Raw genomic sequence first — 21,210 nt, forward strand, 5'->3', positions numbered from 1 at the left:
CGCCGTAGACGTCGGTCACCGTCGAACACGATCCTCGACGCGACCGGGTCGAGGGATGGCCCTCACCGCCGCGGTCGCCCCGACGCGGATTCAACTGCCGGGGCCGTCCCCTGGGGGCGGGATCGTTCGTGTGCTCGCCGCCCTCCCAGCCGGTGACCCGGGAGGGGTCGAGTCCGAGCAGGTCGAGGGTGCTCTCCCCCGCGCAGACCGCGTCGATGATCTCCCGTTCCCGGGTGATGCTGCTCATCGTCTCGGCGATGATCGTGCTCACCTGACCGCGGGGAAGACAGACCACCCCGTCGTCGTCGGCCACGATCCAATCGCCCCGTCTGACCGGGAGGGGCGCGGGCCCGGTGGCGTTCATGCTGATCTGTCGTCCGATGGCCCCGCCCGCGTCGTGTCCGACCTCACGGACCGAGACACCGGCTCCGAAGACGGGAAGGCCGCAGTGGGCGATGGCGGTGACGTCGCGGACACATCCGTCCAGGACGATCCCGGCGACCCCTCGGGTGCGCGCGGCCACGGCGAGGATCTCGTCGACGTAGCCGTACTCGGCCTCCCCCGCCACGTCCACGACCAGGGCGGATCCCGGGGGCGCCTGGGCCACCGCCACGTGGAGGGCGAGGTTGTCCCCCGGTGCGCAGCGGACCGGGAAGGCGGTCGCGGCGAAGGCGGCGCCCGGCCAGACGGAGAAGAGGTGGGTCCCGAAGGGACGGCCGCCGCATCGGGCCAGGGCCACGGTTCCCACAGCCGTCAACGTCTTCGCAAGCGCCACGTCAGCCTCCATTACACCCGCGCCCGGTGCGGTCGATTCGGACCGACCCCCTCCATACTCATGGGTAACTTAAGCGTGACGCAAGCGGTGCGAGCCCGAAACACGTAAAAATGCTACCCCCGGTTACACATTGGCCCTGGAGACGGGCGATCCGCGTGCCCGATGCTCCACCGTGCCCGCTCTCGCCCTCCCCGCCATGACCACGAGGGTCCGGGAACGACCTCAGCCGACCGCCGCGACCACGTCCAACGCGGTGCGCGCCGCCACCACGTCGTGGACCCGGAAGACACGGGCCCCCTCACGCGCCGAGACCACGAGGGTGGCGAGCGTGCCGTCGCCGCGTTCGGTCAGCCCCGCGCCGAGGGTCTCCCCCACGAAGTCCTTGTTGGAGACCGCCACCAACACCGGCAGCCCCGTGTCCGCCAGCTCCCTCAGCCGTCGGGTGAGCTCCAGCGAGTGGTAGGTGTTCTTGCCGAAGTCGTGGGTGGGGTCGATCATCACCCCGTCCGGACGCACCCCCAGCGAGATCGCCCGTTCGGCCAGGGCGCACACGCCCGCCACCACGTCGGCGACCACGTCGTCGTAGCGGACCCGGTGGGGGTCGGTGCGCGGGGCCAGGCCTCCGCTGTGACTGCACACCAGACCGGTGCCGTACTCGGCGGCCACCCGGGCCAGATCCGGATCGGCGCCGGCCCAGGTGTCGTTGATCATGTCGGCGCCGGCCTCAGCGCAGGCACGACCGACCTCGGCCCGCCAGGTGTCGACGGAGATCACCACCTCGGGGTGGCGGTCCCGCAACTCGCGCACGAACGGCACCGTGCGGCGGATCTCCTCGTCCACCCCCACGTAGGAGCCGTAGCCCGCCTTGACCCCGCCGACGTCGATGATGTCGACGCCGGCGGCCACGGCGTGGTCGGCGGAGGCCAGGGCGGCGTCCAGGGCGTAGGTGGCGCCCCGGTCGTAGAAGGAGTCGGGGGTCCTGTTGATCACGCCCATCACCGCGTACCGATGTCCCGCGAACGTCCGCCCGCGCAGTCGCAGTGTCCCTGTCCTGTCCGGCACAGCCGGGCCGCCTGTCACCATGGGCCCATCATGGGGCACGCCGGGGTCGGCGACCACCGCCCCCGGCCCCGGCCCCGGGGGTGGGACCCGCCTCACAGCGGCCCCCACCCCTCCGGTCGATCCCCTCCCCGTCGTTCCTTGCGCACCCGCAGGTACTCCCAGGTCTCCACGTTCCCGACCCCGACGGTGCCGCGCACGGCCTCCAGGGCCTCGACCAGTCGGCAACGGTCGGGGGCGGTGATCGAACCGATCACGTCGTAGCGTCCGAACCCGCTGGCCAGGAAGGACACCCTGGACATGTTGGCCAGGGCGGCGCCGAGCGCGTCGGCGTCCCCCCGGCAGCACAGCCCGAAGCCGAGCTGTTCGTTGGCCCCCACCGCGGAGGGCTCCACCAGGGCGGTCACGTGCACCACCCCCGAGTCGAGCAGGCGCACCACCCTCGAACGGGCGGCGGCCTGTGACAACCCGACCTGGCGTGCCAGGTCGGCGTAGGAGGCCCGTCCGTCCTTGAGCAATCTGCGGACCAGGCGCCAGTCCAGCGCGTCCAATTCGATGTCGCCCAGTTCGCGCACACTGCTGTGGGCGTCCTTGTAGACGGCGTTGGCCCGGAAGACCTCCGCGCCCTCCACCCCCGGTAGCGAGCGCAGGTGGGCCAGTTCCTTGGTCAGCGCCGCGTCGTCGGCCACCCGTACCTGGGCCACGGCCGGGAAGCGCCCGGCCGCCTGGGCCGCGAAGGTCACGGCCTCCCGTTCCCCCAGGACCTCCAGGACCGGTTCGACCGGTCCGCCGACCCTGAAGGACACGTGGCCGAGGACCTCCATGCCCACGACCCCGGCGTGCAGTACGCCGACGATCCTGATCGCCCCCGACTGCACGAGTTGGCGCACTCTGGCGCGCACCGCGGTCCTGGACAGACCGACCCCGTCCGCCAAGGCCTGGAAGGTCGCCCTGCCGTCCCCCTGCAACGCGCGCATGAGCGCCGCGTCAACCGCATCGAGCACGATGCCTGCCTTTCGTTCCCATGTCGCCGTCCATTCCCCCGGACGGCGCCCCCTCCTCCGGGCAGATCATCGCAGTTGTGGAGCTCGTTTCACTACCGATCGCGAAAGAAATCGGCTGATTCACCCCTTTGAGCGGCCCGATAGCGCCATCCAATGCCTCAACGAGCACCTCTCGACCACATAACAGACTTGTATAGAACATCCCTTATGAGGTGGCCGCCGCACACACAACCCCGGCAAAGCGACACACTGAACTCACCCACCCGGGCGACGGCCCCCGGGGCCTCCGGGACCATGGTCCTCGGACGTCCCCACCGCCCGGCACATGTGATCGGCGAGCATGGGATCGTTCACTGACGCGTAACCCGGGTGTGGCGTGCCCCGAATGTTGGACACCGCCGGGGATCGTTGTAAGGGGACAGGACCAGGACGGGACGGCTCGGTCGGGCCGTCTCACTGCGTGAGAGGAAACGCTGGTGGCAGCGGAGGACGAGCAGCGGGACGAGGAGGCGCCGAAGCGCCCGAACGAACGTCTCGGCACGGGGCGGGCTCTGCTGTGGACCGCCCTTTCGGTCCCCTTCCCCGGATCGGCCCACCTGCGCATGGGGCGCCGGAGGGCGGGGGGCCTGATCCTGGGCGCCTACCTTCTCGGGATCGTCGCCTTGATCGCCGCGGTGGTCTGGCTCAGCACACACGGATCCGACGCCGTGACCGTGGTGGCCGCGTTGGCCGTGCAGGACCGTTGGCTGCTGGGCGCGATGATCGCGGTCTTCGTGGTCGCGATCCTGTGGCTGAGCATCATCGTGCACTCGTGGTCCATCACACGGCCCGAGGGGCCCGGCATCGGTCACCGCCTGCTCGGCGGCGTCACCGTTCTCCTGTTGTGTCTGACCATCGCCGCGCCCTCCGCCTGGGCCCTGCACGCCGGCTACACCGCCTACGAGACCCTGGGCGCTGTGTTCGGCGGCTTCGGGGAGGACGGCCTGCCGCACGACGCGGCCGACCCGTGGAACGGGGCGGAGCGGGTCAACGTCCTCCTGCTCGGCGCCGATTCGGGCGACAATCGCTACGGCGTGCGCACCGACTCGATGATGGTCGCGAGCGTGGACACCGCCTCCGGTGACACACTGCTGGTGGGGCTGCCGCGCAACCTGGAGAACGCCCGTTTCCCCGAGGGCAGTACCCTCGCCGAGCGCTACCCCGAGCCCTACGGGTTCGATCTGCTGCTCAACGACGTCTATCAGACGGTCGCGGAGGAGCCCGAGGAACTGGCGATCGATCCCCGTGTCCCGGACCCGTCCGCCGACACCCTGAAGAAGGTGATCGGGTACAACCTCGGTCTGGACATCGAGTACTACGCGATGGTCGACATGATGGGGTTCCGCGATCTCATCGACGCGGTCGGCGGGATCCAGGTGCGGATCACCGAGCCCATCCCGTACGGGGTGCACGGCGGGGTGCTGGAGCCGGGCCTGCGTCGCCTGGACGGTCACGAGGCCCTCTGGTACGGACGTTCCCGGATCGGCACCGACGACTACGGGCGGATGGGCCGTCAGGGGTGCCTGATCAAGTACGTCGCCGAGCAGGTGGAGCCGACCACCATCCTCACCGGCTATCGACGGCTCGCGGGCGCCACCAAGAGGACGCTGAGCACCGACATTCCGCAGACCAAGGTACCCGCCTTCATCGAGCTGGCCGACCTGGTCACCGATGAGGGCCGGATGAGCGCCCTCCAGCTCTCCCCGCCCCAGGTCAACACCGCCAACCCCGACTGGGACGAGGTGAAGGCGCTGGTGCAGGAGGCCATCACGGGACGCGCTCCCGTCGACGCCCCCTCGGGCGAGCCCTCGGACTCTCCCACCGGTGAGTCCGATCTGGTGGAGGACACCACCGCCGAGGCCGGCGCCGAGGAGACGACCGAGAGCGACCGGACCGAGTGGCAGGACTACACCGGCCTGGACGAGCCCTCCCCCGCCGATCCGGGCCGTCAGGTCGGCTCCGAGGCCACCGACCTGGACATGCTCTGCCCCTGACGTGGGCACGGTCCCGGGGCCGGTTCGCCCCGGGATCACACCGCCCCGGAACCGCGGCCTGACCGAAAGCGGCCATTCGATCACCGACCGTTGTCTCCGGCCCGCCCTCGTGTGACCCTGGCGCGGTGACCTCCGCGCAGTTGTGGACCCTCATCGCTCTCGGTGCCTTTCACGGACTCCATCCAGGGATGGGTTGGCTTCTGGCCGTCGGACGCGGTCTCCAGGAGGGCGGGCGTGCCCAGGTTCTGCGCGCGCTGCCCGCGATCGCCCTGGGGCACGCCGGCAGCGTCGCGGTGGCCGCGGTCGCGATCACCGTGACCGGTTCGGCGACCGCGTCGGTGCTCTTCCCCGTGATCGGCGGGTCACTGATCGTTCTGGTGGGGTTGGTGATGCTGCTGTCGCGACGGCACGTCCACAAGAGCGCCCTCCGGCTTCCGTTGTGGCAGCTCTGCGCCTGGTCCTTCCTCATGGCCTCGGCCCACGGCGCCGGTCTGATGCTGATGCCGGTGCTGGCCGGCCGGCTCTCGCATTCGCACGTGGAGGGTGGACACGCCGGGCATGGCGCCCCCTCCCCCACCGCGGAGACCGCGGTGGAGCCCGCCGCGGCCACGGAACCGGTCGAAGGCGTGTGGAGCCTGTGGGACGCCACGCTGCTCGGTCTGGCGGCGACCGGGGTGCACACGCTGGCGATGTTCGCGGCGGCCGCCGTGGCCGCCCTGATCGCCTACGACTTCCTGGGCGTGCACGCCCTGCGCTGGAAGGGCGTGACGATGGACCGGATCTGGGCGCTGACCCTGCTTCTGGGCGGGGCGTTCGTCCTGTGGTCGGTGCTGTGAACCCCTCCGGGCGACTGCGGGCGACACCACCCCTGGATTTGATCCCGGTCACTGTCGGGAATGAGCGAACGACCTCTTGCGTCCCATAAGCGAAGTATCTCTCGAGAAACGCAAGTCACGTGCGCCCGGGACCCCGACGGCGAAGAAGGCCGTCCGTCCGGCGTGAGAGGGCAGGAGTCCATGACGCACAGAGCCGCCGTACCCCCCGAGGACCTTCGAAGACGCAGGGCGATCATGTCCGCCGCGTTCCTGCTCGTGCTGGCCGTGATCGCGGTCCTGGCCTTCCAGTGGTGGCGGGAGAACGAGGGGCGGACCTCCTTCTCCCGACCGTGGGGACCGAGTTGTTCGGTCTGGGTCGACGGAGAACGGGTCCCCCTCGACCGCGACCAGGCACGACGGGCGAGCACCGCGGCGGCCGTGATCGCTCAGGGGGACGCCGCGCCCATCGAGGCCCCCGACATCGAGGACATCCCCGACGAGGTCATGACGGCCCTGGTCGAAGGGCCGAAGGACGACGCGGGACCCTCCATGACCTGCCGCTACCCCGGCGAGGAGGTGGAGTTCGAGGAGGAGGAGCCCTCCGGGCTGACCCCGCGCGCCACCACCCTCAAGGAGGGTATCGAGGAGGTCTTCGCCGACAGCAGCATCGGCGGCTACGTCGCCGGCGGCTACGACACCGGGCACGGGGAGAAATCGGCGCACTACGAGGGGCGCGCGCTCGACATCTTCTACCGTCCCGTGAACGAGGAGAACCGCCGGGAGGGGTGGCTGCTGGCCCACTGGCTGATCGCGCACGCGCCGAACTACCAGATCGACGTGATCATCTTCGACGACAAGATCTGGAGCACCCGCTACCCGTCCATGGGGTGGCGCCACTACGACGCGGACCCGGACAACGAGATCCTGCGTCATCTGGACCACGTGCACGCGGACGTGCTGCGCGGCCCCGACCCCGAAGAGGGTTGAGCCCCCGTCCTCCCGCAAGCGCGCGGGGCCCGGACCGAACGGTCCGGGCCCCGCGTCGTTCCGGGGTCGTTCGTGGTCGGCGTGGCCTCGACCGAGGAACGCCCGTCGACTCAGTCCTCCAGGCGGAAGCCGACCTTGAGCCCCACCTGGAAATGGGCGACCCCGTCGTTCTCGATGTGGCCGCGGATCTGGGTGACCTCGAACCAGTCGAGTCCGCGCAACGTGGCCGAGGCCCGTTGGATGCCGTTGCGAACGGCCTGGTCGACACCGTCGGGCGAGGTGCCGACGATCTCCGTGACGCGATAGGTGTGGTCGCTCATGGACGCCCCCTGCGTAGTCGCTCGTACGGACCGCGCGAGCACGGTCCCCCCGTTCCCCTCCGTCCCCTCAAACCCCGTTCGCCACACGTGCCCCCACAGCGACGCCGATTTATCGGAAGCGCCTTTCCTCGGAACGGGTCGAAGCCCTTTGCCGAGAATTTCTGAGGACTTTGGCCCCGGTTGGGACGTGATTGACCACGAGGCCCACTCTTCATGCCCGACAGGCACCGTGAAAGGCGCCGAGACCTGTCGGATAAGTCCTGACCTGGGACTTAGGACCCACCCGATGGGACTGTCCCGAGACAACGTCGTAACTGACTCTTGACGTACCCCGGGGGGCTCCGGTGTACATTGGGACCTAGCGCTTCGGTCCCCCGTCGAAGCGCGAGACGATGTTTCGAGCCCCCGTCGGAACATCGTGCGCGACGCCGGGTGGTTTGCCCCCGTAACCACCCGGCGTCGTCTTTTGTCCACACCCGGTCGGAGCGAATACCCGCCCGTGGTCGTGGTTTGACCACGAAATCCACTTCGTCATCCGGGGATCGACTTTGGGTAATACCGCACCGGACGCGCACTGTTCTCGTAAGGGCTGCCGCGAGGCCGCCACCTGGGCATTGGTGTGGAACAACCCCCGCCTGCACACCCCGGACCGACGCAAGGTCTGGGTGGCCTGCGACGAGCACCGCGCCTACCTCGCCGGCTTCCTGGAGATGCGCGGCTTCCTCCGTGAGACCGTGCCGATGGACCGCTTCGAGGGCTGAGTCCGTCGCGAGGCCCCGGGTGGAAGCCCACGCCCGTGATCACCTCATCACCGACCGAGCCCCTCGTCGGTCCGGTTCCGACCGTTCCTCAGCCCTTGACGCAGACGACCTGCCGCAGGTGGGCGACCACCTGGACGAGGTCGGTCTGGGCCTCGATGACCGATTCCAGGTCCTTGTAGGCGGCGGGGATCTCGTCCACGACGCCCAGGTCCTTGCGGCACTCCACTCCCCTGGTCTGTTCGACCAGGTCCTCCCGGGTGAAGGTCTTGCGGGCCTTGTTCCGGCTCATACGGCGTCCGGCCCCGTGGGAGGCGGAGTTGAACGACTCCGGGTTGCCCAGGCCCTTGACCACGTACGTTCCCGTCGCCATGCTCCCGGGGATGATGCCGTACTCGCCGCTTCCCGCGCGGATGGCGCCCTTACGGGTGACGAGCACGTCCACCCCGTCGTAACGCTCCTCCGCGACGTAGTTGTGGTGGCAGGAGATCCACTGCCCGAAGCCGGTCCCCGGCACCTCCCGCTCCAGGGTCCGGCAGGCCAGCCCCATCATGACGTCGCGGTTACGGCGGGCGTAGTCCTGGGCCCAGAACAGATCACGCCGGTAGGCGTCCATCTCCGGGGTCCCGGACAGGAACACCGCCAGGTCGCGGTCGGGCAGATCCCGGTTGTGCGGCAGGTCGCGGGCCCGCCCGATGTGGTGCTCGGCCAGCTCCTTGCCGATGTTGCGCGATCCCGAGTGCAGGACGAGCCAGACCATGCCGTCGTCGTCCAGACACACTTCGAGGAAGTGATTGCCTCCGCCCAGGGTCCCCATCTGGCGCAGGGCCCTTTCACGACGCGGGTGGACGGCCTCGGCGAGGTCGTCGAAGCCCCGCCAGAACCCGTCCCAGTCCCCGCTGCGCAGCCCCGGCACCGTGGCGGGGTCGATCGCCTCGTCGTGGAAGTGGAACCCGACCGGGATCGTCGCCTCCAGGGCGGACCGCAGGCGCCCCAGATCGTCCGGCAGGCGTTCGGCGGTCAGGTCGGTGCGCACCGCCGTCATCCCGCAGCCGATGTCGACCCCGACCGCGGCCGGGCTGACCGCGTCGCGCATCGCGATGACCGAACCGACGGTGGCGCCCTTGCCGTAGTGGACGTCGGGCATCACCGCGAGCCCGTGGGTCCAGGGCATGCGGGTGACGTTGCGCAGCTGCTCCATGGCGGCGGACTCGACCGTGTCCGGGTCGGCCCACATGCGGATCGGTACGCGCTCTCCGGGAACTTCGGTGTGAGGCATGGGGCCACCTCCCTTTCCTGTCGGGCCCCGGGACGCCGTGCGCGTCCCGGGAACATCAAGTCAGGTCCCGTGGAGGGGAGGCAACCCGTTTTCGGCGCGGATCAACCGCCGATGGCGGACATCGGGCGTGCCGGCTGAAGGAACCCCGGGTCGTCGATCCCGTGCCCGGGCAGCTTGCCGGCGACGGCGGCCGTCCAGCGTTCGGCGATCTCGTCGTCGGTGGCTCCCTCGCGCAGGGGCGTGCGCAGGTCGGACTCCTCGCGCGCGAAGAGGCAGTTGCGGATCTGGCCGTCGGCGGTCAGGCGGACACGGTCACAGGCCCCGCAGAAGGGGCGGGTCACCGAACCGATGACCCCGACGGTGGCCTCCCTGCCGTCGGGGAAGGTGAGTCCTCGGACGTGGAAGAGTTCGGCCGGCGCGCTGCCCCGGGCCTCACCGTCGGCCGGTCGGAGGTCGAAGTCGGCCTCCAGCCGTCGGAGGATCTCGTCGGCGGTGATCATCGTGTCGCGGCGCCACCCGTGCTGGGCGTCCAGCGGCATCTGTTCGATGAACCGCAGTTCGTAGCCGCGTTCGACGCAGTAGCGCAGGAGGTCGGCGGCCTCGTGATCGTTGACGTCGCGCATGAGGACGGCGTTGACCTTGACCGGGGTCAGTCCCCCTTCGGAGGCGGCGGACAGCCCCTCCAGGACGTCGTCGAGTCGGCGGCGTCGGGCGAGTTTCTCGAACACGACGGGGTCGAGGGTGTCGAGGGAGACGTTGACCCGGTCCAGCCCGGCCTCGGCCAAGGCGGGGGCGGTCCGGGCGAGTCCGATGCCGTTGGTGGTCAGAGCGGTGCGGGGGCGGGGGGACAGGGCGGTGGTCCCGGCGATGATGCCGGGCAGTCCGCGCCGGAGCAGCGGTTCTCCTCCGGTGAAGCGGACCTCGTCGATTCCCAGGCGGGTGACCCCCACACGGATCAGGCGCAGGAGTTCGTCGTCGGTGAGCAATTCCGGTTTGGGCAACCACTCCAGCCCCTCCGGCGGCATGCAGTAGGTGCACCTGAGGTTGCAGCGGTCGGTGAGCGAGACCCGCAGGTCCGTCGCCACGCGTCCGTAGGAGTCGGACAGCACGGGCGTCACCCCTCTCCAGTCTGAATTGCCGAGCGGGTGTTACGCCAAAATTGCACCCGCTCGAGGGATACCCACTCGTAAGCGTAAAAGATGCACTTTCACTATGAGTAGCCTAGATCACACCTTTTGCACCATTTCGTCGGTGACCACGAGGAATCGCGCCCGCCTCTGGACCTTCGCCCCAAGAACACGCCTCGGATCGTTGCCCGAACGTTGTGTCATGGGCGATTCCGGACACGCACCGTAACGGCCCCGCCCTCGCCCCTCGAAAGATGACACATCGCCGCACCGTCCCCCATGCTCTAGGAGCGGTGACGATCATCCGATCGTCGCAGACGGACATGGCGATGAGGAGGCGGGACACGGTGATCAGCGCACGTGAGTGGGCCCTGGCGGGCGGTCCGGACGGTTCGGGGCGGCTGGCGGCACGGGCGTGGGCCCCGTCCGGGGGCGAGCCCACATGGATGGCGGTCCTGGTCCACGGCTACGGCGAGCACCTCGGTCGTTACGAGCGGGTGGCCGAGGACCTGTGCGCGGCGGGCGCCGTGGTGTACGGGGCCGATCACCGCGGCCACGGGCGTTCCTCCGGCGAGCGGGTGCTGATCGACGACTACGCCGGTGTGGTCGAGGACGTGCACCGCGTGGTCACCCAGGCACGCACCGCCTACAGGACCCTGCCCCTGGTGATGATCGGCCATTCGATGGGAGGCCTGATCGCCACCCGCTACGCGCAGACCCACCCCGATCAGGTGCACGCCCTGGTCCTGTCCGGCCCGGTCCTGGGCCGTTGGAGCACCCTGGAGGAGCTCGCTGCGGCCGAGGAGATCCCCGACGCCCCCATCGACACCACCACGCTCTCCCGCGACCCCGAGGTGGGTCGGGCCTACGTCGACGATCCGCTCGTCTGGCACGGCCCCTTCAAGCGGACCACGGTCCGGGCCATGCTCACCGAACTGGAGCGCGGTAACGCCGCGGGCTCCCTGGGATCCCTGCCCCTGCTGTGGGTGCACGGACACGCGGACGCGCTGGTCCCGATCGCCGACACCAAGACGGGCATCGAGGCCGTCGCCGGAGAGGACCTCACCGCGCGGATCTTCCCCGGCGCTCGGCACGAGGTGTTCAACGAGACGAACCGGAACGAGGTGCTGGCCGAGGTGACCCGTTTCGCCCACCGCTTCGCCGTGTGAGGGGGCGTCGCCGACGAGGGTCGTTCCGGAGCCCGGGGACGTCCGGCATCCTGGGGGCGTGAACGAACGATGTGACGCGGTGGTCCTGGCCGGCGGAGCGGCGAGCCGTATGGGCGGGGTGGACAAACCCGGGCTGACCGTCGCCGGGCGCTCCCTGCTGGAACACGTCGTGTCCACCGTGCGCGCCCACGCCCCGACGGCCGGCGTGGTCGTGGTCGGTCCCGAACGGGAACGGCCACGCGCACGCTACGTCCGCGAGGACCCTCCCGGGACGGGACCGGTGCCCGCTCTACGCGCCGGGTTCGCCCGGGTCGAGGCCCCCCGCGTGGTCCTGCTCGCGGCGGATCTGCCCTATCTGGCCCTGGACCATCTCGTCGCCTTGGACGAGGCGCTCGATGGCTCCCCGAAGAGCGCGGGCGCCGTCCTGGTGGACGAGGCCGGACGGGAACAGTGGCTCACCGGCGTCTGGCGTACCGGCCCCCTGGCGGCGGCCCTGAGCGTCTATTCGGGGCGTTCGCTGTACGGACTGCTCGACCCCCTCGCCCCCGCCCACGTGGCGTTCTCCACAAGAGGCCGGGGGTTCGACGTGGACACACCGCGAGACCTGGATCGCGCACGGTCCGACCTGGAGGGTGATCGGCGCCGATGACCCGTCGGCCCGACCCTCGGGAAGGGAGACCCTCACCGAGGTCGTCCGTGTCGAGGTCCGGTACCGGCCCGGGTCACACGTACAGGTGACCGCGCGGCTGGGTCGGGTGGGACAGGGTCTCGGAGTAGGCCACGGCCAGCCGTTCCACGGCGTCCTCCAGGACGTCCGGTGGACGGGTGTAGGCCAGGCGCAGGTAACGCTCCAGGGTCCCGTCCACCCCGAACACCGGCCCGGCCGCCGGATGGACCCCGTGCCGGACCGCGGTCGCCGACAGGGAGGTCGCCACCGGCTGGGGCAGGGCCGCCCACAGCACCAGCCCTCCCCCGGGGACACTGGGGCGCCAGTCGGGCAGACGCTCGCGCAGGGCGGCCAAGAGCGCGTCGCGGTTCCGTCGTAGCTGGCGGCTGCGTTCGGCCCGGATCCGCAGCATGTCCGCCAACAGGTGGGTGGCGGTGAGCTGGTCGTGCACCGAACCGGACAGGTCCATGCGCTGGCGTACCTGCATGAGCCGGGTGACCATCGGCGGTGTGGCGCGCACCCAGCCGACCCGGAGACCGCCCCACAGTAGTTTGGCCACCGACCCGACGGTCAGCACCCGACCGTCGGTGTCGTGGGCCGCCACCGGGGCGGGCAGGTCGCCCGAGTCGATCGCCAGCTCCGCCACCGACTCGTCGACCACCAGGTGCGCACCGGCCCGGCGGGCCTCACGGACCAGAACACGGCGCTCGTCGTCGTCCATGAGCGCGCCGGTGGGGTTGTGGAAGTCGGCGACCACGTACGCCAGTTGGGGTTTCCATTGGCGGAAGGAGTCCACCATGTACTCCATGTCCCAGCCCTGGGGGGTGACCCCGGTGGTGCGGATCCGTCCTCCCCTGCGGCGGGCCGCGTCCGGGGCGTTGGGGTAGGTGGGGGATTCCACGAGCACCTCGTCGCCCGGCTGGAGCAGCAGTTCCATGACCAGGCTGATGCCCTGTTGGGCGCCGTTGGTGACGAGGATCTGTTCCGGGGTCGTGGGCAGCCCGCGTTCGACGTAGCGTCGGGCGATGGCGTGCCGTAGTTCGGGCAGTCCGTAGGGGTAGTAGCCCAGGCCCCCCACGTGCGCGGCGAGCTGTTCGGAGGCGTGGAAGGAGGCCTCGCGCAGTCCGTCGATCGCGGGCGGGGCGGCCAACCCCAGGTCGATCTGTTCCGCGGCCAGCGCGAACGGAGCGGGGTCCGGGGTACTGGTGTCGGGCAGGACCGTCCAGCTGCCCGCCCCCTGCCGGCTGTCCAGGAAGCTGTTGTCCCGCAGCCAGGCGTAGGCCGCCGTGACGGTGTTCCTGCTCACCCCCAGCGCCGCGGCCAGGTCGCGTTCGGCCGGCAGCCGGGTGTGCGTCGGCACCCGGCCGTCCAGGACCAGACCGCTGACCGCGCGGGCGATCGCCAGGTAGTACGGGCGTTCCACCGGCGCCTCGCCGATGAGACGGGCGAGCAGACGCCCGTTGATCCGCCGGGTCCCGCCACCGGTTCCGGGGCCGTCACTGCGCTGCCTCACCATGAAGATCCACTTCAGAAGGTCGGGTTGGGGAGTGTTCTTTGGATGCTTTCGCCCGGCATCGGCGGAGCCGATCCGTGGCGAGCGGCCGCCGGGCGATCTCTCGCCGGACGACGAGCGAAGCCGCCCCTACTGTGCCCTGCTACGCGGGCTCCGCAGTGTCGCACAGCGGGGGCCCGCCCGGGTTCGGCTGTCCTCGTCGGTGTTTGCTTCGAATGGGCGGCGCCGCGAGAGGAAGCCCGGCACCGTGTCAAACACCGCGCGCGCCAGCGCGACCGTTGAGGGTGGTGGCGGGCAACGGCGTGGGAGGAATGATCCAAAAAACACGACCTAGTGCCAGTTGACCGGATTGGCTCTTCAATCACGGCGCCAACTCGGCCACGATACCGATGTGGCTCCCCCAATGGATCATCGCCCAATGACCCGATGAATCCTGCCGCACACGAACCCCGCCTTTCACGAGAGAACGGAAAGAGAGGACGGCAGTGTCCGCACCGTCCCGGTCTTCGGTCCGTGCCCTGGTCGACAGGGTCATGATCACACCGGTCCTGCCACGGCCCCGTCTGCGTCGACTGGCCCAGCTCTACCTCGGTCTGTACCTGTACGGCCTCAGTGGTGCACTGCTGATCCGATCCGACCTGGGCGCGATGCCCTGGGACGTGCTGAGCCAGGGCCTGTCCAACCAGACCGGCCTGTCGATCGGCACCTGGAGCGTGATCATCGGTGCGCTGATCATGCTGCTGTGGATCCCGCTGCGACAGAAGCCCGGCCTGGGCACGTTGAGCAACGTGATCGTGATCGGCGTGTCGGTGGACCTGTCCCTGTGGCTGATCCCCACCACGGACTTCCTGCCGTTGCAGATCCTGTTGCTGATCTCGGGCGTCCTGGTGTGCGCGATCGCCACCGGCTGCTACATCGGGGTGGGGCTCGGCCCGGGTCCGCGTGACGGGCTGATGACCGGTCTGGCCTCGCTCGGACTCTCCATCCGGCTGGCCCGGACCATCATCGAGGTGACCGTCGCGCTGTTGGGCTTCCTGATGGGCGGCACGGTGGGCCTGGGGACCCTCGTGTTCATGATCGCCATCGGCCCGCTGGCCCAGATCTTCCTCCCGATGATGCGTATGGCCGAGGCGACCCCGAGGGTTCCGCCGACCCAGACGGACTCGAAGGCCTGACATGGAAGGGCCGGAATCGGACACGATCCCGGCCCTCTCCGCCATCGCTGCACGAATTCTCCCCGACCAAAGCCCACCATTTCATCCCATACCCCTACGAGCTTTCAGATGCACGTGCACGCAAGGGTGGCCATGTCCGCACCGATTGTGGAAGATGGGACCGCGGTCGACGGCGAGGGGCATACCGGGCACTCTCCGGAGACCGTTCTTTACGGTGGCCTCCATCTGGGCACATAACCGGATGAAGGCGACCGACGGACGGTCCGGGGGGACGTGGTGACCCGAACGGCGCCCCGACCCGGTCGTGGGTCGGGTGACGACACCCCGATGGGGCGTGTGCGGGCGTGCGCGCGTTGGTCCGCGAAGAAGCGGACCCCCTGTCCCGCCCGTGTGAACACGCCCACCGCACGAGGATGACGACGCGATGGGGGTGAGCCGCGTGCCCGGCCGAATCGAAGACTACGCAATGATCGGCGACATGCAGACGGCGGCGCTGGTCGGCCGTGACGGTTCCATCGACTGGGCCTGCCTGCCCGACTTCGACTCCGCCGCCTGCTTCGCGGCCCTGCTCGGCGATGAGCAGAACGGCTGCTGGACCCTGCGCCCGGACGGCACCGACGCCCCCGCCGACAGACGTCGCTACCGAGGTCAGACCCTGGTCCTGGAGCAGGAGTGGGACACCGACACCGGCTCGGTGCGGGTCATCGACTTCATGCCGCCCCGCGGCAGCATGCCGCACGTGGTGCGGATCGTGGAGGGGCTGCGCGGCACGGTGCGGATGAACACCACCCTGCGCATCCGTTTCGACTACGGGCACGTGGTCCCGTGGGTGCACCGCTCCGGGAGCGAACTGGTCGCCATCGCCGGCCCCGACTCCATCTGGTTGAGCAGCCCCGTCCACCTCCAGGGCCACAACCTCACCCACGACACCACCTTCACCGTGACCGAGGGGCAGCGCGTCCCCTTCGTAATGACCTGGCACCCCTCCCAAGTGGAGGAGTCCGACCACCTGGACGCGGAGAAGGCGCTCTCCCGCACCGAACGCTTCTGGGAACGCTGGGTCGACCAGTGCACCTACGACGGCCCCTACCGTGAGGCGGTCGTGCGTTCCCTCATCACCCTCAAGGCCCTCACCTACCAGCCCACCGGCGGGATCGTCGCCGCGCCCACGACCTCCCTGCCCGAGGAGATCGGCGGTGTCCGCAACTGGGACTACCGCTACTGCTGGCTGCGCGACGCCACCATCACCCTGGAGGCGCTGATCCGCTCCGGCTACCAGGAGGAGGCCCAGGCCTGGCGCGAGTGGCTGGTCCGCGCGGTGGCCGGTGAACCCCAACTGATGCAGATCATGTACGGGATCCGGGGAGAGCGCAGGCTCACCGAATGGGAGGCCGACTGGCTGCCCGGATACGAGGGCTCCTCCCCCGTCCGCATCGGCAACGCCGCCGTGGGCCAGTACCAACTGGACGTGTACGGCGAGGTCATGGACGTCCTGCACCTGGCCCGACGCTCGGGCATCCGGGGCGGCGACTACCTGTGGGGACTGCAACGTTCCCTCGTGAACTACCTGGAGTGGTGCTGGGACGAACCCGACGAGGGTCTGTGGGAGGTCCGCGGCCCCCGGCAGCACTTCGTGCACTCCAAGGTGATGGCCTGGGTCGCCGCCGACCGCGCCGTCCGCAGCATCGAGGAATTCGGCAAGGAGGGCCCCGTCGAACGGTGGCGGGCCCTGCGCGACACCATCCACGCCGAGGTGTGCGAATACGGCTACGATCCGCAGCGCAACACCTTCACCCAGTACTACGGCAGCAAGGAACTGGACGCCGCCCTGCTGCTCATCCCCGAGGTCGGTTTCCTGCCCTACGACGACCCTCGCGTCATCGGCACCATCGAGGCGGTGCGCAAGGACCTGATGGTGGACGGTTTCGTGCTGCGCTACCGCACCGACCTGGAGCACTCCGCCGACCAGCTGCCCGGCGACGAGGGCGCCTTCCTGGCGTGCAGTTTCTGGATGGCCAACGCGCTGCTGTCCATCGGTCGTCAGGAGGAGGCACGGGAGCTGTTCGACCGGCTGCTCTCCCTGCGCAACGACGTGGGGCTGCTCGCCGAGGAGTGGGACCCGCGCGACGGCCGCCAGGTCGGCAACTTCCCCCAGGCCTTCAGCCACGTGCCCCTGGTGACCACGGCCCTCAACCTGGCCGACCGGCAGGGCGGCTGGCGCGCCGAGTAGCGGCGCCGCGAGAACGGAGCGGGCCCGCCCGGACGTCACGGGTCCGGGCGGGCCCGTCGCCGCTCCTCGGAGGGGCTCCGATCAGTCCTTGGTGAGGACGGGGTCGGCCCAGACCGGGTAGACCCCCGTGCCGTCGCTCTCGACCTCGACCCGCAGGCGCAGGGCGTTCTCGACGGAGACCTCGATCTCCTTCACCTCGCCCAGGCGCAGCGTCTCGGTGACCTTCTGCTCTCCGTCGACGAGCACGAGGAACGTGGTCGTCGCCGAGGAGCTGGAGCTGTCCTCCACGCCGATGGTGGCGGTGAAGGTGTTCCAGTCCCGGCCGAGGTTGTAGTCCATCCACCCCGAGCACCGGGAGTCGTAGGTCTTGCAGAACCCGGAGATCAGAGCACGGTTGTAGGCCTGACCGTCGATGTCGGCGCGTCCGGTCTCGGGCCGCCAGTAGTCGTTGTTCGACTGGTCGACGGCCTCCATCTGGGTGAGCAGGGTCTCGCCGCCGCTCGGAGCCCCGGAGGGCCCGCCCTCGGGCTCGTCCGAGGGTTCCTTCTCGGGCTTCTCGGAGGGATCGGCCTGCGCCTGCGCCTCGTTCTCGGGGCTCTCCGAGGGCTCCTCCCGCGCGTCCGCCTCGACCGTCCGTCCGCCTTCGTCGGAGAACAGGGGCAGGACGCGGTCGATGAACAGGTAGGTGCCACCGCCTCCGACGATCATGAACACGACGGCGAAGATCGCCAGACCGATCATCATGGGCTTGCGCGACCTGCGCTTGGGCTTCTCCGCCGCCGGCTCGGGCCGGGGCGGCACCGGGCCGGAACCGTTGTACCCCTGGGGAGCACCGCCCTGGACGGGTCCGCTGTGGACCGGAGCGCTGTGACCGGGGGCGCCGTGAGCCGGGGTGTTCCGGTAGGAGCCGGGGCCCGTCGCCCTCGACCAGGGACCGGAAGGACCCGGGACCGGACCGCCGGGCGGGGGGTTCTGCGGCCCCGACGGGGGCCCGTACCCCGCCCTCGCTCCTGCGGGCGGCCCCGACCTCGGCGGACGGGAGGGCGGCGGCCCCTGCCTGGAGGCCGAGGAGACGCCCATGGGCGGGGTGGCGGGGGTCGGCACCGGGGCCTCCGAGGAGGGGCCGGGTTCGGGGAGGGGGCGCGGAGCCGGGGGCCGAGGCTCCTGCACGGGCCTGCCGCGCATCCCGCCGACCGGGCGTTTGGACATCGGCTCCTCCGCGTCGGAGGCGTCCTCGCCCGTCCCGGGAGCGGCCCCACCCGGTGCGTCGTCCACCTCCGGTCCGGCCGCGGCCACGTCCTGGGCGCCGGTGTCGGTCGGCGCGGGGCCGGAGAAGCGCGGTCCCCTGGGCGGCGCCCCCTCGGGGGTGTCGACGGATGTGCTCCCGCCCGGGAACACCGCGGCCGCCGCGAGGGCCTCTCCCGGCTCGGGAAGGGCGTCGTCGAGACCGTCCTCCCCGGGCTCCGGAGCGGCGCCCGGCTCGGCGACCGGACCCGTCCAAGGCGCCGAGGTGGCCAGGGAGCGCAGGATCCTGACCCACGCCGAGGATTCGGGACGTTCCGAGGGCTCGATGGAGAACATGCTCATGACGAGTTCCCGCTGCCCCTCCTCCGCCTCAGCGAGCAGCGGCAGGGCACCGAACCGTTCACGCAACTGTTCGGGGGCGGGCGGCGGATCCTCACCCGTCAGGGCGAAGTAGGCGATCGCGCCGAAGGCGTAGCGGTCGGTGGCGGCGGAGTACTCGCCGGTGAAGATCTCCGGAGCGGCGTAGCCCGGGGTGAACCAGGGGCGCGCGGTCATGTGCCGGGCCGCGATCCGGCTCAGGCCGAAGTCCACCAGGGTGGCCTGGCCCTCCTCGCTGACCATGATGTTGCCCGGCGACAGGTCGCCGTGGACCACCACCCGCTTGGACGGGGTGGCCCGTCCCGAGTGCAGCAGGTCCAGGACCTGGGCGACCTGCTCCAGGAACCGCAGGACCCGACGCTGCCCGGCGACCCCCTCGACCGGGTTCTCCGCCCGCCAGTCCCGCAGGTCCAGGCCCTCGACGTAGTTCATCACCAGGTACAGGGCCCGGTCGTTCAGCTCGGCCGCGCCGTCGGCCGGGTGCTCGGGCGCTCCTTCGAAGTGCTCCCGTACCCCGACCACGCCCAGGCGGTTGATGAAGCGCAGCAGTTCGGCCTGTTCGGCCCAGCGGGCGCTGAGGTCGGCGAACTTCTCGTCGTCCGCGGTGAGGTCGGGGTGGAGCGCCTTCACCACCACGGGTTCGGTCTGCCCGGCCAGCGTGACCTCGGCCAGGTAGAGCGTGGCCTCACCACCACGTCCCACCGACCTGACCAGGCGGTACTTGTCCGGTTGGGTATCCGGGCCAACGTAGAGACTCGGGCTCACGACTCTGACACTCGATTCCACAAGGGGGTTTGCGGGGTCACGGGCGCCGACGGGCGCAGAGAACACACTAACGCCGGCCGCTGTACGCTTACGCCCCGTACTCCCCGGCCCCGATAACGGTCGGGGCTGGTCCGACCACAGGGGGCACGCGTGCCGGAGGAAAGGGTCCTGGGCGGTCGCTACCGCCTGCTGTCCAAGCTCGGCGCGGGCGGCATGGGCCAGGTCTGGCGCGCGGTGGACGAACTGTTGGACCGTCCCGTGGCGGTCAAACTGATCCGACCGGCGCGGGTGGGATCGACCGAGATCACGGCCCGGTTCCGGCGCGAGGCCAGGCTGACCGCCCGCCTGGCCGGCCATCCCAACGTGGTGATCCTGCACGACTTCGGCCACGACCCCGACGGCGGGGACGTGGTGTTCGCCGTGATGGAGCTGGTCCAGGGTCGGCCGCTCTCGGCGGTGATCAAGGAGAACGGACCGCTGCCCCTGGGCCGGGCCGCCGCCCTGGTCTCCCAGGCCGCCTCCGGCCTGGGCGCCGCGCACGCCTCGGGGATCGTGCACAGGGACGTCAAGCCGGGGAACCTCATGGTGGTGGAGGAGGAGCTCGGCGAGGACACCCTGAAGATCCTGGACTTCGGGATCGCCGCCCTCACCGCGGCCAACCAGAACGACCGCATCACCCGGACCGGCCAGGTGATCGGCACTCCGCTGTACATGTCCCCTGAGCAGGTCCGGGGCGGCCGGGTCGACCACGCCGGCGACCTGTACTCCCTGGGCGCCATCCTGTACCAGCTGTTGACCGGCGAACCCCCGTTCCGGGGAGATCGGCCGTTGAAGGTGCTGCGCATGCACCTGCACGACGTTCCGAGGCCGGCGGCGGCGCTGCGTCCGGAGATCCCGACCTCGCTGTCCGAGCTGGTCGCGCAGATGTTGGCCAAACGGCCCGAGGACCGCCCCTCCAGTGCCGAGGAGGTCCGCGACCGCTTGTCCCCCTATCTTCCGCACCGGCCCACGCCGACCGCCCCGGTGCCCCGGCTGACGCCGACGCTCCCCTACACCCAGGAGGACGCCAAGGATCGGAACACCGACGCCCACCCGATCCGGCTCATGGAGCTGGTGGAGGCCGCACGGGAACGCGCCGACGCGGGCGAGTACCGGGCCGCCGCGGAGGAGCTGCGTACGTTGTTGCCGCTGTTGCGCGCCTCCTTCGGGCCCGATCATCCGGACACTCTGCGCGCCCGGCGTCGCGAGGCCTACGCGACGGGCAAGAGCGGCGACCACTCGCGCGCGGTCGCCGGTTTCAGCACCCTGTTGACCGACCTGAACCGGGTGTACGGACCGCGCCATCCCGAGACCCTGGCCGCCCGCTACTACCTGGCGACCAACGCGGGCCGCGCCGGCGACCACGCTCTGGCGGCGCGCACCCACGGGGAACTCGTGCCGGACCTGATCGTCGTCGGCGGCCCCGATTCCACCAAGGTGCTGACCACCCGCCTGTACCTGGGATTCGAGGTCGGCGAGTCCGGGGATCCGGCCCGCGCCGTGGAGCTGCTGTCCGCACTGGTCCCCGATCTGACCCGGCTGCGCGGGGCGGACGCCGCGGTCACCCTGCGGGCCCGGCACTACCAGGCCGCCTACCTGGGCCACAGTGGGCGCCCGCAGGAGGCCGTCCGGCACTACGAGGCGCTGCTCGCCGATCACATCAGGCTGCACGGCGAGGAGGCGTCCAGCACACAGGGCATCCGTTCCCATCTGGAACGCTGGCGCTCGCACATGGACCCCTGACCCCGACCGTCCGCGTCCGCCCAGGTGAGGGCGGTCCGCGGCCGGTAGCCAGACCCTTCCGACGGGGACGCACCGCCGGAAACGGCCTCCCCACGGGGATCCCCGATCGTCCGAAGGGGACGCCGTTGT

The 21,210-nt window shown here is 70.5% G+C and carries 17 protein-coding genes; 9 read left to right on the forward strand and 8 right to left on the reverse strand.

Going from position 1 to position 21,210, the window contains the following annotated elements; all coding sequences use genetic code 11:
• The 3 genes from D451_RS0107255 to D451_RS0107265 form a co-directional block, all read right to left on the reverse strand.
• A partial coding sequence (locus D451_RS0107255; RefSeq protein ID WP_017533924.1) for an RraA family protein occupies window positions 1-748 on the reverse strand: 748 nt, incomplete at its 3' end.
• A gap of 249 nt (window positions 749-997) precedes the next feature.
• Window positions 998-1,858, reverse strand: a complete 861-nt coding sequence (gene folP, locus D451_RS0107260; protein WP_193789598.1) for a dihydropteroate synthase — start codon at window positions 1,856-1,858, stop codon at window positions 998-1,000.
• A 71-nt stretch (window positions 1,859-1,929) separates the two neighbouring features.
• On the reverse strand, window positions 1,930-2,838 hold the full coding sequence (locus D451_RS0107265) for an Lrp/AsnC family transcriptional regulator (protein WP_017533926.1): 909 nt from the start codon (window positions 2,836-2,838) through the stop codon (window positions 1,930-1,932).
• 476 nt (window positions 2,839-3,314) lie between these two features.
• Here D451_RS0107265 and D451_RS0107270 point away from each other — a divergent pair, with 476 nt between their 5' ends.
• The 3 genes from D451_RS0107270 to D451_RS0107280 all read left to right on the forward strand — a co-directional run bounded on the left by D451_RS0107270 (window position 3,315) and on the right by D451_RS0107280 (window position 6,673).
• Window positions 3,315-4,871, forward strand: a complete 1,557-nt coding sequence (locus D451_RS0107270; protein ID WP_026124891.1) for an LCP family protein — start codon at window positions 3,315-3,317, stop codon at window positions 4,869-4,871.
• Between the two features lie 125 nt (window positions 4,872-4,996).
• Entirely contained in the window at window positions 4,997-5,707 is a 711-nt protein-coding gene (locus D451_RS0107275) for a hypothetical protein (RefSeq protein ID WP_017533927.1), read from the forward strand.
• Window positions 5,708-5,887: 180 nt separating this feature from the next.
• On the forward strand, window positions 5,888-6,673 hold the full coding sequence (locus D451_RS0107280) for a hypothetical protein (RefSeq protein WP_017533928.1): 786 nt from the start codon (window positions 5,888-5,890) through the stop codon (window positions 6,671-6,673).
• Window positions 6,674-6,783: 110 nt separating this feature from the next.
• Here D451_RS0107280 and D451_RS0107285 read toward each other — a convergent pair whose 3' ends face one another.
• Window positions 6,784-6,993 (reverse strand): dodecin, encoded by a 210-nt coding sequence (locus D451_RS0107285; RefSeq protein WP_014908924.1) that lies wholly within the window; start codon window positions 6,991-6,993, stop codon window positions 6,784-6,786.
• Between the two features lie 548 nt (window positions 6,994-7,541).
• Between D451_RS0107285 and D451_RS28165 the strand changes: the two genes are divergently transcribed.
• Window positions 7,542-7,754, forward strand: a complete 213-nt coding sequence (locus tag D451_RS28165; RefSeq protein ID WP_148281640.1) for a hypothetical protein — start codon at window positions 7,542-7,544, stop codon at window positions 7,752-7,754.
• Between the two features lie 88 nt (window positions 7,755-7,842).
• On the opposite strand, the gene D451_RS0107295 is transcribed toward D451_RS28165, so the two are convergent.
• A complete protein-coding gene (locus D451_RS0107295; RefSeq protein WP_017533930.1) occupies window positions 7,843-9,030 on the reverse strand; it encodes an RtcB family protein in 1,188 nt (395 codons plus the stop codon).
• Window positions 9,031-9,131: 101 nt separating this feature from the next.
• A complete protein-coding gene (gene moaA, locus D451_RS0107300; RefSeq protein WP_017533931.1) occupies window positions 9,132-10,139 on the reverse strand; it encodes a GTP 3',8-cyclase MoaA in 1,008 nt (335 codons plus the stop codon).
• Between the two features lie 365 nt (window positions 10,140-10,504).
• On the opposite strand from moaA, the gene D451_RS0107305 reads away from it, so the two are divergent.
• Both D451_RS0107305 and mobA read left to right on the forward strand, forming a co-directional pair.
• A complete protein-coding gene (locus tag D451_RS0107305) occupies window positions 10,505-11,326 on the forward strand; it encodes an alpha/beta hydrolase (protein WP_026124892.1) in 822 nt (273 codons plus the stop codon).
• Between the two features lie 58 nt (window positions 11,327-11,384).
• The gene (gene mobA / locus D451_RS0107310; RefSeq protein ID WP_020379942.1) at window positions 11,385-11,975 is read left to right on the forward strand and encodes a molybdenum cofactor guanylyltransferase; all 591 of its coding nucleotides are present in this window, start codon (window positions 11,385-11,387) and stop codon (window positions 11,973-11,975) included.
• 73 nt (window positions 11,976-12,048) lie between these two features.
• Here the strand turns inward: mobA and yczR are convergent, their stop codons facing one another.
• Window positions 12,049-13,509: a MocR-like transcription factor YczR gene (gene yczR, locus D451_RS0107315; RefSeq protein WP_014912541.1), complete on the reverse strand. Its 1,461-nt coding sequence runs from the start codon at window positions 13,507-13,509 to the stop codon at window positions 12,049-12,051.
• A 482-nt stretch (window positions 13,510-13,991) separates the two neighbouring features.
• On the opposite strand from yczR, the gene yczE reads away from it, so the two are divergent.
• Complete coding sequence (gene yczE / locus D451_RS0107320; protein ID WP_014911029.1) at window positions 13,992-14,681, forward strand: membrane protein YczE; 690 nt, start codon at window positions 13,992-13,994, stop codon at window positions 14,679-14,681.
• Between the two features lie 424 nt (window positions 14,682-15,105).
• Window positions 15,106-16,911 (forward strand): glycoside hydrolase family 15 protein, encoded by a 1,806-nt coding sequence (locus D451_RS0107325; RefSeq protein ID WP_234305713.1) that lies wholly within the window; start codon window positions 15,106-15,108, stop codon window positions 16,909-16,911.
• 81 nt (window positions 16,912-16,992) lie between these two features.
• Here D451_RS0107325 and D451_RS28775 read toward each other — a convergent pair whose 3' ends face one another.
• Window positions 16,993-19,299, reverse strand: a complete 2,307-nt coding sequence (locus D451_RS28775; protein WP_026124894.1) for a protein kinase domain-containing protein — start codon at window positions 19,297-19,299, stop codon at window positions 16,993-16,995.
• A gap of 150 nt (window positions 19,300-19,449) precedes the next feature.
• Here D451_RS28775 and D451_RS0107335 point away from each other — a divergent pair, with 150 nt between their 5' ends.
• Window positions 19,450-21,081 (forward strand): serine/threonine-protein kinase, encoded by a 1,632-nt coding sequence (locus tag D451_RS0107335; RefSeq protein WP_017533936.1) that lies wholly within the window; start codon window positions 19,450-19,452, stop codon window positions 21,079-21,081.
• Window positions 21,082-21,210: the final 129 nt, after the last annotated feature.

The sequence above is a fragment of the Nocardiopsis alba DSM 43377 genome (genome assembly GCF_000341225.1).
Classification (GTDB): Bacteria; Actinomycetota; Actinomycetes; order Streptosporangiales; family Streptosporangiaceae; genus Nocardiopsis; species Nocardiopsis alba.